This window comes from Paenibacillus sp. 37 (assembly GCF_008386395.1).
In the GTDB taxonomy this organism is placed as follows: domain Bacteria; phylum Bacillota; class Bacilli; order Paenibacillales; family Paenibacillaceae; genus Paenibacillus; species Paenibacillus amylolyticus_B.
On record NZ_CP043761.1, the window covers coordinates 2785121 to 2799630 of the forward strand.

The following is a 14510-nucleotide window of genomic DNA, read 5'->3' on the forward strand; positions in this document are numbered from 1 at the left end:
TGATAGTGGGGAGGAGTGGTTGGCGGATGAAAATTACGCTTTTGCCTGATACATACTTTGTTGAAAATCTAAGCGTATCTTCATTACAGGATAGAATGTACTGCATATTTGATCTCGAAGGAACGGGAATTAATCCTGTGGTGGAGAGTGTGACACAATTTGGTGCGATGCATTACCAAAGAGGTCAACAATGTAATACAACATTTTCTTCACTTGCACGTGCGGACAAACCTATACCAGAAGCTGTGGCGAAATTAACAGGCATTTCGAATGAGGATATGGTAGAGGCTCCGTCGTTCGTAGAAGCATTTCAGGAATTTCAGAAATTTATTGGTGATAACGTTCTTGTGACACAAGCCGGATATGAATATGACCTGCCCATCTTGAAGCGGCATTGTGATGAGTATGGTCTCCCGATGTTGACTAACCCGGTATTGGATACAAAAGCAATGTTCACTTACATTCATCCTGAGATTACCGAGGTCGTCTCTACGGATTTTCTGATTCGGTATTACGATCTGAATACAGATGGAATTCACAGGCACAATGCTTTGGCAGATTGTGGTGTGATTGCTCGTATCTTTGAAAGTATCCTTAGCGAATATGAGGAACTTCAATTGGATCATTTTACAGCCGATCCTAATTGAATGATGAAGCGTTTTGTTATACCTGAGATGTATCTGACATGATGATGAACTGGAGGGGAGATCAATGAGCAGAACGGATGTGGAGAAGCTACTCTTGGGTCTTAACGAGGGACGGATTCTGACCCAGCAGACATTCGAAGGATTGGATGTGGAAGTTTACCTGGATGAAAGGGATGCCTCTGCATTTGCTGACGAGTGGATGCAAGCTTTTGAACGGTGGGCTCATGATACTGCGGTGGCTGAAGTAGAGGTGCTGCGCGCATGCAGGGAACAGGCGTTCAAACAGACCTTGGCTCTCACCGGCGAACCTGAGTTAGCGGGGTATGTGAGTGATGATATTGGTTTAATTGGTGCTGCACTGTTACAGGGTACGGCGAATGATTCCTTTGTGGATCAACTGTTGGAAAGTTATCGACAAGGTAGGTTGCCCCTGCGTTAAGCGGGGGGAGGACCAACAAGGGTGTTTTCGTTTGTATAAAAAAACAGCATCAAATGTACATTGTGGGTCGGATGAGGCATAAGGTACAATTCACCTAAGCAATCGATGAGAATGATAATCATTATATGTGGAATATTCTCACGGTTACATCAACAGATCACATAGGGGTGAAGGGTAACATGGTAGGTTTAGTTAAAGGTTTCAAAGGGTGGACGATTACATTACTGCTCATGGGTCTGGTTATTTCAGGGTGTAGTACAAATACCGCTACGAATGCGGAACAGACTCCTGCAACTGAAACTGAAAGTGCAGCTTCTGGAGAAAATACTTCTGGAAACGAGACAGAGCCTGCGACACGGGTTGTACAGGATGAATTTGGAGATGTGACGATTCCGGTTCAACCACAGCGGATTGCTGGAATATATGTGGAAGATTATCTGAAGGCGCTCGATATTACACCTGTAGTGCAGTGGTATAATCCGATGTGGGGTGTACAGGATTATTTAGGACTGGATGTTCCGAAATTTGATACTACGGGGAGTATTGAAGCTTTGTTGGAGTATGATCCGGATCTCATCATTGTAGATGGTGGGGTAGATATGGAGAAATATGAGATGTACTCCAAGGTGGCACCGACGTATCGTCTGCCTGAGAGCGTACTGCAGGATTCGAACCAAATTCTAAAAACCATTGCCGATGTTGTAGGTAAGCCGGACAAGGGTGAAGAAGTTGCTGCGGCATTTGAGGCCAAGATTGCAGATGCGAAGGCGAAGTTGCAGGAAGCGGTTGGAGACGAGAGTGTCGCAGTTGTCCGGCTGAATGTTAACGATGACACACTGGCGTTGTTCGGTGTGAAAAATCGATTTACCGGATTTATTTATTCCGAGCTTGGCCTAACACCTCATCCTCTGGTTAACAAGATGGAAGAATACCAGGAAATTCTGTCTGAAGAGGCCGTGCCGCAACTTGATGCAGATCATCTTATTGTGTTCCCTTCCAATGGAGAATGGTCATCTCCCGAGAACAAGGAAGCCTTGAAGGTACTTGACAGCAAATTGTGGAAATCTCTTCCGGCCGTTAAGAACAATCAAGTGTACATCATGGAAAGATCACAATGGCAATCAGGTGCGATTACAGCAAATTCCATGAAAATTGATGATCTCTTGGAAAAAATGACTCCATAAGAATAATCCCATAAGAAAGAAAGTTCTTCAGTCAGGGTTGAAGAGCTTTCTTTTTTCGTATACACTATTTTAAATGATAATAATTCTCAGTTAAGGACGATGAACATGTGCCACACCATAATACAACTGATCCCCAAGCCTTGGCTATGCTCACTTCAGCATATGGAATACGTAGATCACCATCAATCTCATATCGATAAACGTTTGTTATACAGGATGTCGTCCTCCCACTCTATATTTGTTGTAACGTCTGGGAAAGGTTCAATAGTTTGCTCAGATCAGGAATCTCATCATTTGCAAAAAGGAATGATTATGTTTGTTCCTGCTGGAACATCCATTAAGGTAGAAGGCTCTCCTTGGACAGAAAGTGAATTGCAGTATTATAAGCTTGATCTGATGATGGCTGGGTTGAAAGAAGAGACTTCGAACGCTTTGTCTAGTAGAAACATGGAGGAGCAGCAGGAACTTCCCCAAAGTCCAGATTCTCCGACATTATTACCGCTTATTCAACTCAGCTACAGTCCGTGGAGTTCCTGTCTGGAAGCCTTGGAACAAATACTACGTCAACAGGTCACTGGCGATTGGCTGGAGCAATGGGAGGTACAGCTTCGTTTCCAGGAGTGGTTCCGAGCCTTGTTTCGCCAGAGTGTCCCCGAAACAGATGCACCAGATGACCGTGCCCGTCTTCAAAGTTCAATTCGTTATATTGGCGACCACTATGATCAGACGATAACCGTAGATGAGCTCGCAGCAGATATTGGTCTAACAAGAGCCAGCTACACTCGGCAATTCAAAAAAATCACGGGCAAGCTCCCGCTTGAATATGTAAATGCGGTTCGGCTGGAGCGCTCGAAGCAACTATTGCAGCTGACGGATGATCGCATCCATGAAATTGCACAGAATGTGGGATTTAGCAGCGAGTATTATTTTGGCCGCCGATTTAAGCAATATGCTGGTATTTCACCTGGGTTATACCGCCGTCATCACCGTCAAGAGGTTCGTGTCTTTGCTCCGTATCTGGAGGACTTTGTGTTGGCTCTTGGCGTAAAACCTGTACTGCAATGCTCCCATCATTCTTGGGGGAGACAGCATTATTTGGGATTGGATGATGTACCCGAATTCGATGTAAGCGAGCAGGATGCTCAATTTAATGTGGGCAATATACCGGACTTTATCATGCTGAACAAGGGATATGATCGATGGAATCTGGACCGTTTCGAGCAGGTAGCACCTACATTTTACGTAGATCATCTGGGAGAGGACTGGCGCTCCATTTTAAGATCGACAGCCGATGTGTTAGGGAAGGTGAATCGGGTTCAAGATGTGATTGGTGCGTATGAGGACAAGGCAATGGAAGCTAAGAGTCGGTTAGCACGTTATATGCGTGGTCAGACGGTAGCTTTTTTGCGTATATCTGCTTCTGATATTACTCTCTATGGGGACCAGCAGGGTTACGTTGGCCCTGTAATTTATCAGGATCTTGGATTGATTCCGCATTCCCGTGTGCAGCAATGGACAAGACACGAGCGGAGGATTTCCATTGGATTGGAGCAGTTAAGTCAACTTGATACGGATCACTTGTTAATTACATTTGACACTGGAAATTCTGCAAAACCTGGAGATGAGCGCGAACTGCTTGACAGGGACGAATGGAAACGCCTGCCTGCGGTGAAGAGTGGCAATGTGTATGAGGTGGATTTCATGTCGTGGATGAACTACGGTGTGATCTCTCATGGGAAGAAGATTGAGGATATACTGCGGTTTATGGCTTGAGGGATGGGAGCTAAAACTACAAACAAGCTGCTTTCAATAATTAAATTAAACTCTAAGCAAAATCAAAAAATGGTCCACTAATCTGATTTACTGTATGATATAGGAAAAATGAACTGGAGAATAGACATCCTATGAAGAAAAAAATCTGGGCCTCACTTTTAGTAATAGCTGTTATTGGGATGGCCCCTGTTACAGCAATATCAACGACTACGGTCGCCGAATCGCATGAAATTTCGGGTGAAGATCTTCCTGAAAGCTTACGATATGATTCTAATCATCCAGATGTAATTTATGTGAAGGATTGTGGGGTCTTCGAGAAAGTTGATTCGAGTTTAATAGATTACAGTGAAGAAGAAGTTGTGGTAGATGATATACAAAAGGTAACAGATAAAACGAATGTAATTGTTGCTTATGAAGCGATTTACGTCAAAAAAGGTGAATGGGAATAAAACATTTGACGTTTGAAGTAAGTGAATACTAAAAAATATGAAGTTCCATCAGCATAGCTGAAGGGGCTTCTTTTTGTTCAATTTGATAAATGAGTGAATGCAATTGCCAGAATCAGCTTAGATTCATCTCATTTTAGTGTAGCGTTTACAAAAAAACAGGATAACGAGCACAAAATGCAAAAGCGGATGTCCTTGACTGAACGATTGTGACATACCATTAGAATGAAGGCTGATCTGTAACGCAGGGATTGAAGTCTTCAAGCATAGCCATGAATGGCGGATGGGAGAGCTGTAATGACAAAACGGGTAATTCTGTTGGAAGAAGGTACGGCAGAGATGAAGGGGCTAATGGGCAGTATAGGGGCTGATCTTGCAGAACTTATCCATGCAGGGTGGTCTGTCCCAGCCGGATTTGTGGTCACAACGGAATGCTGTCGCGAGTTCTGTACCCGTCTTGGACATCTTTCCGGTGAAGGAGAGGAAGAGATTATTAACGCGATCCGGCATCTGGAACAGCAAACCGGGAAGTTCTTCGGACATTCGGAGAATCCGCTATTACTCGCGGTACGTACGGACCAGGATCGAGCCTCAGCAACTGCGACACAATCACTGCTCAATGTTGGTCTGAATGATGTTACTGTAGAAGGACTCGCACGTCAAACCGGTGATCGGTTGTATGCACTCCAATGTTATTCAGATTACTTAGAGGAATATGGACAGCTGGTATATGCAATTCCGTCTGAATTTTTCACAGAAATATCGAGTCATGTCAAGGGTCGGGATGAAACGGAACTTGAATTAACCATTACCGAATTTAAATATTTAATTGAAGCGAAGGGGCGTAACCCTTTTCCTCAAGATGTTCAAATTCAATTCAAAGAAGCAGTACGTGCGGTATATCATCCACAGTGTGTTGAAGCATCCAGATCTCAGAAAGAGATCGTGCGTAAATCATATTACATCGCTTCGGAGCAAAGCGCTCCTGTTCTTATACAGACGATGATACATGGAAAATGTGGAGAATCAAGCGGGACCGGAACAATATATACGTGTAACCCACTTACAGGAGAAAAGGGAATTACAGGACAATATGTCCCTACCGGGAACGCGAGCCAAACAGATCACGGCTTGGAGCGTTTAAGGAAAGACCAACCTGAGCTGTACACAAGTTTGCTGGAGATAGGTAGCCAGTTGGAGACGCATAAGGGAGAAGTGCAGGAAATCACCTTTGTGATTGAATCCGGCGCGTTGTATGTTGTGCAGACCCAGCCCGCCCGATTATCCTCAACAGCCACGCTGAGGAGTACTGTGGATTTTGTCCATGAAGGACTCATCACCAAGGAGGATGCACTTCTTCGTATCCAACCTGGGCATATCATGGAAGTGTTGAAGCGACACTACACAGATTCTAACAGAGAAGTGAGCAATGGACATCTGCCCATACAGATCCAGCCAGTAACTAATGATGAATGTCCAGCTTATAACAACTCAGATTCACTTTTATCAGCAGATCTGCAACTACTGCTCAATTGGGCTGATGAAGTGAAAGAGTTGAAGGTACTGGCCAATGTAGATCATCCACAGGATGCCATGACATCAAGGCTACTAGGGGCTGAGGGAATAGGTCTGTGCCGGACGGAGAACATGCTGTTATCACCTGCGCGGTTACCATTTGTACAAAAAATGATCTTGGCAGACAGTGAATCTGAACGCAGGCGTGGTTTGGAGCGTCTGTTGCCGATGCAGCAGTCTGATTTTGAACAGATATTCGAAGCGATGGATGGATACCCGGTAACGATACGTTTGCTCGATTCGCCGTTGCATGAACTGCTACCGGATCTGGGAGTGTTGGAGAAACGGCGCGAGTGGTTACAAGCAGAGGAGTGGCAGGAGCAAAAAGACCATCAGAATGAGCTGGAGGAACTGGAGCGCGTAATTCGCAGAGTCAGTGAATTGCATGAACATAATCCGACATTGGGGCAACAGGCTTGTCGGCTGAGTACGGTGTTCCCGGAGATTGTTGATATGCAGCTGGAAGCGATTTTCCGCGCAGCTGTGATAGGCATCCGACAAGGATGGTGGGTACGTCCCGAGATTATGATCCCGCAGATCGGTCATGTGCATGAACTTCAGGTGATGAGAGATCTGGTGGATCATGTAGCGGACCAGGTGCTTGGTGAGGAGAAGCGGCATTGTCACTATAGAGTGGGGGCGATGATCGAAGCTCCGAGAGCGGCGCTGACGGCGACTCACATTGCTCGCCAGGCTGACTTTTTCTCGTTTGGCACGGATGAGCTGACAGAGATGACATTTGGATATAGTCGCCATGAAGCTGAGAAGCGGCTCCTTCTCCTTCAGCGTGATACGGACTCTCGTATGGTAACGAATAATCCATTTCATGTGTTGGACATTGAGGGAGTCGGCCAACTGGTGGAGATGGCGGTAGTCCAAGGTCGAATTCGAAAACCTCATCTGAAAACAGGGATCTGTGGAGAAAATGTTGTGGACCTGGAGTCAATTACGTTCTGCCACCGTATTGGACTGGATTACGTAAGCTGTTTGCCTGAACAGATCCCTTATGCACGAATTGCTGCTGCACAAGCAGCCATTAAGGCACAGAGAGAGGGAGCAGACACACAGAACACGGATATTTCTACAATTGCGTAACGCTCACCCTGTCCTACACGGAACTTCCATGGAATAGCAACCAGAAAACTGTTATACTGAAATATGCGTTTTGTAAAATGAACGTAAAATTTCAGGGTAAGGGTTGAAAGCGACCATGTATAATTCCAAAAATGAACGAACTTCATCACGGACCTTATTCGCCGTGTTATTCATTGTAATGCTGCTGAAGCTGTCACTGCTGCGATATTTCTTTTTTCAGGGTCTGTCCGGCATCGGTCTGTTAACTGACGCATTAGGCGTACTAACTGTGGTATGCCTGCTGGATCTGATCGTGCCCAAAGGCTGGAAGCGAGCAGTATACGGAGGATTTAATATTCTGTTTTCTCTGGTGCTGTTCGCGGCTACGTTGTATAACGTCCATTTTAGTTCGGTACCAACCTATACCGCGCTAAGTGAGCTGGGGCAAGTTGCCCAAGTAAGGGGAAGTATCGGACCACTGGTACGACCGGAGCACTTTCTGTTTTTTGCAGACATCGTACTGGCATTGCCAATATGGTTGATTATGCGCAGACGTGCTGGCGGGCGCAACCACACCAGTTACCGCGATAGCGGTTTGACGTTTGGTAGAATTCGCAGACGTTACTGGGGCAAACTCGGCGTTGCGCTTACCGCTGCATTCTGCATCGTGCTGTCAGGCAGTTTTATTGTCAAAGGTGAAACGATTGATAACGAATTAGTTCGTGCTGAGAATCTCGGTTTCCTGAACTATCAAGTATCGTCGGCCATTCTGACGAGCAAAGAGAATGAGGCCATTGCGAATGGAAACATTAACGAAACCATTGCCAAGATCAATGAGCTGGTTAGCCGGTATCCGTATCAGGATAAACCAAGTGACGGCACAGCCGTGAAAGCCAAATATTTTGGTCAGGCCAAAGGTAGTAATCTGATTGTACTGCAACTGGAGTCCTTTCAGAATTTCCCGATTAATGCTTCCTTAGACGGTCAGGAGTTAACACCGGTACTGAATGATCTGGCCAAAGAAAGCTATTATTTCTCTCATTTTTTCCAACAGATTGGACAGGGAAACACATCAGACGCTGAATTCATGTCGAACACGTCTATCTATCCAACCGGAGTTGTTCCCATGTCAGCAGGGTATAGTGACCGTGAACTGCCGAGTCTTCCCAAGTTATTAGGAAAAGAGGGATATGAGTCCGAGACGTACCACGTCAATGACGTCACCTTCTGGAACCGGAACAAGATGTATCCGGCACTCGGATTCACTCGTTACTTCGACAAGCCCAGCTTCAAAAACGACAGATTCAATGACTTTGGGCCATCGGATGAAGAGTTGTACCGTGTAGGTATGGAAAAAATGACTTCGCATCAGGCTGCGAATCAGCCGTTCTATGCTCAGTTCATAACGGCATCGAGCCACTCGCCGTTTACGGTTCCCGCTGATCGTGCACGGATCACGATTCCAGCGACCATCACGAACAAACTGCTTCACGATTATCTGCAAGCAATCAACTATACGGACTATGCCATCGGTCAACTCATTAATGAGTTGAAGGCGAACGGATTATGGGATAACACTACTTTAGTGCTCTACGGAGACCACTTTGGTCTGCCAGCTGACGAAGAGATTACACAGCAGATTCAGGCCAATCTGGGCGTCCCTTATGACGGTAAAGTAAGTCGATTCAACATTCCGTTAATGATTCATACGCCGAAACAGACCAAAGGGCAAGTGATTGAGCAGCCAGGCGGTCAGTTGGATATGTTGCCAACGATTATGAACTTGATGGGTGTTTCGCTTCAGGATGAGAAATTCACTGCCTTCGGACATGATTTGCTCAACATGGACCACAATGCCTTCGGTATCCGGTATTACTTGCCGACAGGTTCATTTGTCAACGATGATATTATGTTTATCCCGGGTGCGGGCTTTGACGATGGAACGGCCTACTCCCTAAAAACATATGAACCGGTAACGGATTTGGAACCGTATCGTTCCGATTATGAACATGTGCTCAGCCTGATGAAACTGTCTGACGAGTATGTGAAGTTGTTACCGAAACGTGCACCATAAATCAATTTTTCTGCAATAGGTCAGATCAAAAACGTCACCAGTTCAAAAGCTGGTGGCGTTTTTTGCATGTTTCTTGCACAAGTGTGGTAATAAAGAGAATAACTAAAGTTTGAAACTGTAATAATTAATGTTACAATGGAATGAGCAAGAATGAAGTGAGCAAAAGCGCGTAATATTCGCAGATCTCATATTCACAGTTCTTATGAACCTAACAGACGAGAGGATTGAATATATATGAAACTGAGTGTACTCGAACACGGACATATCAATGAAGGACGAAGTGTACAGGATACGTTGCAGGAAACGGTGAAACTCGCACAACATGCGGATCAATTGGGGTACTCCCGTTTCTGGATGTCGGAGCATCACGGTAGTGGTGCACTGTCTTTCTCCAGTCCTGAAGTTATGATTGCACATGTGGCTGCACATACGGATCGAATTCGCGTAGGTTCCGGTGGCGTTATGCTACCTCACTATAGTGCCTATAAGGTTGCAGAGAATTTCCGTCTGCTGGAAGCTCTGCATCCGGGACGGATTGACCTTGGGATTGGCAGAGCACCGGGAGGCATGCCAATTGCCAGCAGAGCACTGAATGAAGGCAAATCATCGAATGTACAATTTTTTCCGCAACAGATCGCGGATCTGGGCGGATACTTCCACGAGCAGTTGCCTGAGGATCATCGGTTTGCATCTCTGGTAGCCGGACCATCGGTTCCCACGGTACCAGAAGTGTGGTTGCTGGGTTCAAGCTCCGAAGGTGCGAGAATTGCTGCTGCGCAAGGGACGTCCTATGCGTTTGCCCAATTCTTCGGTACACCAGGCGGCGAAGAAGCAATGAAGCATTACCGCAGACATTTCAAGCCGTCCATCCTGAATGACAAACCACATTCAATGATTGCTGTCTCGGCATTCTGCGCGGAGACAGAGGAAGAAGCGGCTGAACTTGCGCGCAGCAATGAACTTTTCTTCTTACGCCTTGGACGAGGTCTTGAACAAAGTTCCTTCCCATCTCTGGAGACGGTGAACAACTATCCATACACAGCGATGGAGATGGAACAGATCCGTCAACGTCGTTCTTTTTCCATCGTGGGAACACCGGATCAGGTGAAAGACAAAATTACCGCAATGGCTGAACGCCATGAAGCGGATGAAGTCATTATTGCATCAGCGGTTCATTCGTTTGAAGCACGTCTGCGCTCATTCGGCTTGATTGCTGAAGCCTTTGGACTCAAGCAGGACTAATGGTAAGCAAGCGGGAATAACTACTCTAAACAGACTGGAATCTTGCTCATGCAAGGTTCCGGTTATACTCTTGCGTGATCAGGGAGAGGAGAGATTCACATGCGCAGATGTGTCATTAGTGATATTCATGGCTGTTACGATGAATTTAATGCATTGCTTAAGCTCGCAGATTATAATCCGCAGCAGGATGAATTGATTTTACTCGGTGATTATGTGGATCGCGGTCCAAGCAGCAAACAGGTCATCGAACAGATTATGCAGCTTCAGCAACAGCACCATATTATGGTGATCAAAGGCAATCACGATGCCATGATGGTGAAGGCGCTTACCCAGGATGTTGAGCAATATGATCAACACTGGATTCGTAATGGCGGACTACAGACGATGGCAAGTTATCTGGATCTGGAGCTTACTTATGATGAACAACAGATCGATTGGGAAGCTTATGCTGAAGCCAAAAAGTGGATACGTACACACTATGAACACCATCTTCGTTTTCTGGAACAGCTTCCGCTGGTGTACGAAATTCCGGGTTATATTTTTGTGCATGCCGGGATCAACCCGGATATCGAGGATTGGAGAAGCCAGTCCGAGCGGGACTTTATTTGGATTCGTGAATCATTCTATTCCAGACCAACGACGATTAGAGAGACGGTCGTATTTGGACACACCCCCGTGAAGCATTTGCATGATGAGACAGGCATTTGGTTTGACCCGAGCGGAGACAAAATTGGCATTGATGGTGGTTGTGCCTACGGAGCCCAATTGAACCTGCTGGAGATTAGCGAAGACGGCAGTCTACAGACCTTTTTTGTACGGCAAGGGCAGAGCGCTGAAGAGCCTGAGATGTAATATTTTCGTTGGACATCAGATTTCGTATGCTAATTTATAAGGTTGTACGATGGAATAAATAGGATACATATCATATCGACTTGAGGGGAATGAACCAAGTTTAGCTATTTTTCCAAAATGACTTGCCTGAGAATAATTTGCAATTAATTCGCTGTAAAGGGATTGGAATTTAGCCTTATTAGCGCTATAATCAGTAGGGTGTGATTAAAATATGACATATATTTTCTATATAAGTTCAACTAAAATTTTTACACGAGAACGGAGAGGACAGAAAAAAGCTGGAGAAGCGGAGCGTTCGCCTGAAAGCTTTCTGAAAGAAAGCTGCATCGGAAGCGTATGCTTATCACTGGATTTTCGCTTTAACAAGGGAATCAAAAAATCTGGGGACAACAGCGATCGGAAGGTTATTCTGTCATCGGAGTGGCAAGTGTAAACATCTTTGGTTAAACTTATATAAATCAGAATTGACGGAGGGCTATGAATATGGAAAAAGCGTTAATCTTCGGTCACAAAAATCCCGACACGGATACGATCTGTTCGGCAATCGCCTATGCGGATCTCAAAACAAAATTGGGTCAGGACGTTGAAGCTGTTCGTCTCGGCGAAGTCAATGGTGAAACCCAGTTTGCACTGGATCAATTCAAAATTGCTGCACCACGTCTGATTAAAACCGCTGCAAATGAAGTAAACAAAGTTATTCTGGTTGACCACAACGAGCGTCAGCAAAGTGTAAGCGATATTGAGGAAGTAACTGTTGTTGAAGTTATCGACCATCACCGTATTGCTAACTTTGAGACAAGCGGACCTCTGTATTTCCGTGCAGAGCCTGTAGGTTGTACAGCAACCATTTTGAATAAAATGTACAAAGAAAATGGCATCGAAGTGAGTGCGCCGATTGCTGGCTTGATGTTGTCTGCCATTATCTCCGATTCCCTGTTGTTCAAATCCCCGACTTGCACAGAGCAGGACATAGCCGCTGCGCGTGAACTGGCTGCCATTGCTGGTGTAGATGCAGACAGCTATGGTCTCGACATGCTGAAAGCCGGCGCGGATCTGAGCCAAAAAACAATTGCTGAACTGATTTCTCTGGATGCCAAAGAATTCGTAATGGGTCAATCCAAAGTGGAAATTGCACAGGTTAACGCTGTAGATGTGAATGATGTTCTCGTGAAGCAACCTGAGCTTGAAGCAGCCATTGAAGCAATCATTTCCAGCAAAGGTCTCGACCTGTTTGTATTTGTCGTAACAGACATTCTGAACAACGATTCCGTAGCTCTGGCATATGGTACATCCACTAAAGCTGTGGAGAAAGCCTACAATGTGACGCTGTCTAATAGCAGAGCGCTCTTGAAAGGCGTAGTATCACGCAAATCACAAATCGTACCAGTTCTGACGGAAGCATTCAACACACTGTAAATCAAACCGATTGGCGTATTTGTACGCTGATATGTATTACAAATAAGTAGCAACACCATCCTAGCCTGCTCTGATCCGTAAATGGTCAGGACAGGCTTTTGATGTAGAGGAGGAAGAATCATGATCAAAAATGAAAAGATCAAAGCAGCCGAAGTGCAGCTGACCGGCCTGAATGGTGAAGATCTGGGTGTCATGTCCACGCAGGAAGCACTTCTACTTGCGAAGCAGCATAAGGTAGATCTGGTGTGCTTGTCCTTAATGACAAGTCCACCGCCATGCAAGCTGATTGGAGCTGGAGCGGCCAAAGCGGAAGCGCAGCAGGCGAAGAAAAAAGCGAGTAAATCCCCCGATAAACGTAAAGTAAAGGAAATTCGCTTGAACCTTGCGATGGAGGATCATGACCGGGATACGAAGCAATCTCAAGCGGAGCGCATTCTGAAGAAGGGTGATTCGGTAAAACTCGTCATCCAGGTGCATGGAGCCAAAGAAGGAGTTGCAGGCAAGGAGTGGGCTGAACAACTGAGCAAATCGCTAGCTGAATTCGGTAGCAAAACGACAGGTGTTCAGGTAAGTGGTAAACAGGTTGTTGTGCAACTGGACCCTAATGTGTAAACTGCTTGGAGCGATCCTCGATGTAGCACAAAGGTAAGGAATGTCGATACAGTAATGATCTTTTAGATGTAAAGAAAGCCCAATGAGGTAGCAGGCTAACTGCTGCTGTATTGGGCTTGTTTGTCATCACTTGGATTGAGGTGTCGTTCACAATTTAATGCAAAAGCCATTTCTGTTCCAGTAGCTCAGCTGCGTAAATAACGGCTGCCACCAAGTCGTACATATAACTGCCCAGGTAATACAGGCGTAGAACCAGCGGCCATATTATTCTGGCTGTTTTTGGCGAATCGGGATAAATAAAAGAAGTCCGGATAGATCACCATATCCATTAAATAGGCGGAGACCCGGCTACCTGGAACGCGGAACTGATTCAGGGTACGTATAATTTCTTCGCCGCGTGCAATACCAATGCCATGACCATAATACCAGTTCTCACGCAACATAAACGTATTCTCTCCCTGCCACTCGGGGGTTTCCGGAGAAACATCCGGATTTTTGAAATACAGCACATCTCCTGGCAGGGCGGTTTCACTACCGTTTTTTTCGGTTAATCGCAGGTCACTGTCATAATGCCAGTCAAAGAGTAACAGATTTCGAAACAGGGAATTAAAGGCGTCTTCGCGAATGCTTCCCAGCACGCCACCATACAGCACAATAACGGTAGCTGTTGCACATTCAAAGGCATATAAGTGTCCATTCCTCCAGATATCCCGGATACCGTCGGCGGGGGTCACGTTTGATCTTAGCTCGAACCCACCTTCCGCATTACGATTCCAGAAGGCAGGATTACATCTGGATTTTTCAAAGGATGCAAAACTCACACCGCTTCGATCCAATCCTTCCGCTGCATCCACGAGAGAGCCCCTCAAGTCCCACTCAAAACGAAGATGATCCATGGATTGGTACACATACCTTGTAGGACGATCCTGTAGTTGCTGTAACCAATACCATTCAAAATCAGACCATTCCGAGCGGTTCAGCAGGGCGGGTTGATTTGCGACAATGATCATGATCCATAACCTCCGTTCCTATTCGAATATTCAACATTGTATAATCGGGAGAGCACGGGTATTGTGTAGTATATGACGTGATGTGTTCGAATTGGTATGTACATCATGAAAGTTGTCAGCATCCAAAATTAAAAATGTCGATTCATGCAGGAATTTTGTCCGATCT

The 14510-nt window shown here is 45.6% G+C and carries 12 protein-coding genes; 11 read left to right on the plus strand and 1 reads right to left on the minus strand.

Annotated features, from left to right (window positions below; translation table 11 throughout):
* Positions 1 to 26: 26 nt before the first annotated feature.
* The 11 genes from F0220_RS12645 (at position 27) to infC (ending at position 13334) form a co-directional block, all read left to right on the plus strand.
* Entirely contained in the window at positions 27 to 647 is a 621-nt protein-coding gene (locus tag F0220_RS12645; RefSeq protein WP_181155353.1) for a 3'-5' exonuclease, read from the plus strand.
* Positions 648 to 711: 64 nt separating this feature from the next.
* Positions 712 to 1086 carry a hypothetical protein gene (locus F0220_RS12650; protein ID WP_105598354.1) on the plus strand — a complete coding sequence of 125 codons (375 nt, stop codon included), beginning with the start codon at positions 712 to 714 and terminating at the stop codon, positions 1084 to 1086.
* A 179-nt stretch (positions 1087 to 1265) separates the two neighbouring features.
* Positions 1266 to 2270: an ABC transporter substrate-binding protein gene (locus F0220_RS12655; protein WP_105598355.1), complete on the plus strand. Its 1005-nt coding sequence runs from the start codon at positions 1266 to 1268 to the stop codon at positions 2268 to 2270.
* 294 nt (positions 2271 to 2564) lie between these two features.
* Positions 2565 to 4043 carry an AraC family transcriptional regulator gene (locus F0220_RS12660; protein WP_223199929.1) on the plus strand — a complete coding sequence of 493 codons (1479 nt, stop codon included), beginning with the start codon at positions 2565 to 2567 and terminating at the stop codon, positions 4041 to 4043.
* A 131-nt stretch (positions 4044 to 4174) separates the two neighbouring features.
* Positions 4175 to 4492, plus strand: coding sequence for a hypothetical protein (locus F0220_RS12665; protein WP_091016934.1), 318 nt, complete (start codon positions 4175 to 4177; stop codon positions 4490 to 4492).
* 294 nt (positions 4493 to 4786) lie between these two features.
* Positions 4787 to 7159, plus strand: a complete 2373-nt coding sequence (locus tag F0220_RS12670; RefSeq protein WP_181155355.1) for a putative PEP-binding protein — start codon at positions 4787 to 4789, stop codon at positions 7157 to 7159.
* A 115-nt stretch (positions 7160 to 7274) separates the two neighbouring features.
* On the plus strand, positions 7275 to 9212 hold the full coding sequence (locus F0220_RS12675; protein WP_105598357.1) for an LTA synthase family protein: 1938 nt from the start codon (positions 7275 to 7277) through the stop codon (positions 9210 to 9212).
* Positions 9213 to 9446: 234 nt separating this feature from the next.
* Entirely contained in the window at positions 9447 to 10454 is a 1008-nt protein-coding gene (locus F0220_RS12680) for an LLM class flavin-dependent oxidoreductase (protein ID WP_036670607.1), read from the plus strand.
* Between the two features lie 99 nt (positions 10455 to 10553).
* Positions 10554 to 11306 carry a metallophosphoesterase family protein gene (locus F0220_RS12685; protein ID WP_091016927.1) on the plus strand — a complete coding sequence of 251 codons (753 nt, stop codon included), beginning with the start codon at positions 10554 to 10556 and terminating at the stop codon, positions 11304 to 11306.
* A gap of 483 nt (positions 11307 to 11789) precedes the next feature.
* Entirely contained in the window at positions 11790 to 12722 is a 933-nt protein-coding gene (locus F0220_RS12690; protein ID WP_091016924.1) for a manganese-dependent inorganic pyrophosphatase, read from the plus strand.
* Positions 12723 to 12842: 120 nt separating this feature from the next.
* A complete protein-coding gene (gene infC, locus F0220_RS12695; RefSeq protein WP_105598360.1) occupies positions 12843 to 13334 on the plus strand; it encodes a translation initiation factor IF-3 in 492 nt (163 codons plus the stop codon).
* 185 nt (positions 13335 to 13519) lie between these two features.
* Here infC and F0220_RS12700 read toward each other — a convergent pair whose 3' ends face one another.
* Complete coding sequence (locus F0220_RS12700) at positions 13520 to 14344, minus strand: protein-glutamine gamma-glutamyltransferase (protein WP_105598361.1); 825 nt, start codon at positions 14342 to 14344, stop codon at positions 13520 to 13522.
* Positions 14345 to 14510: the final 166 nt, after the last annotated feature.

Coding starts and splice junctions, on each gene's coding strand:
- F0220_RS12645 (WP_181155353.1), top strand. CDS start 27: ATGAAAATTACGCTTTTGCCTGATACATACTTTGTTGAAAATCTAAGC.
- F0220_RS12650 (WP_105598354.1), top strand. CDS start 712: ATGAGCAGAACGGATGTGGAGAAGCTACTCTTGGGTCTTAACGAGGGA.
- F0220_RS12655 (WP_105598355.1), top strand. CDS start 1,266: ATGGTAGGTTTAGTTAAAGGTTTCAAAGGGTGGACGATTACATTACTG.
- F0220_RS12665 (WP_091016934.1), top strand. CDS start 4,175: ATGAAGAAAAAAATCTGGGCCTCACTTTTAGTAATAGCTGTTATTGGG.
- F0220_RS12670 (WP_181155355.1), top strand. CDS start 4,787: ATGACAAAACGGGTAATTCTGTTGGAAGAAGGTACGGCAGAGATGAAG.
- F0220_RS12675 (WP_105598357.1), top strand. CDS start 7,275: ATGTATAATTCCAAAAATGAACGAACTTCATCACGGACCTTATTCGCC.
- F0220_RS12680 (WP_036670607.1), top strand. CDS start 9,447: ATGAAACTGAGTGTACTCGAACACGGACATATCAATGAAGGACGAAGT.
- F0220_RS12685 (WP_091016927.1), top strand. CDS start 10,554: ATGCGCAGATGTGTCATTAGTGATATTCATGGCTGTTACGATGAATTT.
- F0220_RS12690 (WP_091016924.1), top strand. CDS start 11,790: ATGGAAAAAGCGTTAATCTTCGGTCACAAAAATCCCGACACGGATACG.
- infC (WP_105598360.1), top strand. CDS start 12,843: ATGATCAAAAATGAAAAGATCAAAGCAGCCGAAGTGCAGCTGACCGGC.
- F0220_RS12700 (WP_105598361.1), bottom strand. CDS start 14,344: ATGATCATTGTCGCAAATCAACCCGCCCTGCTGAACCGCTCGGAATGG.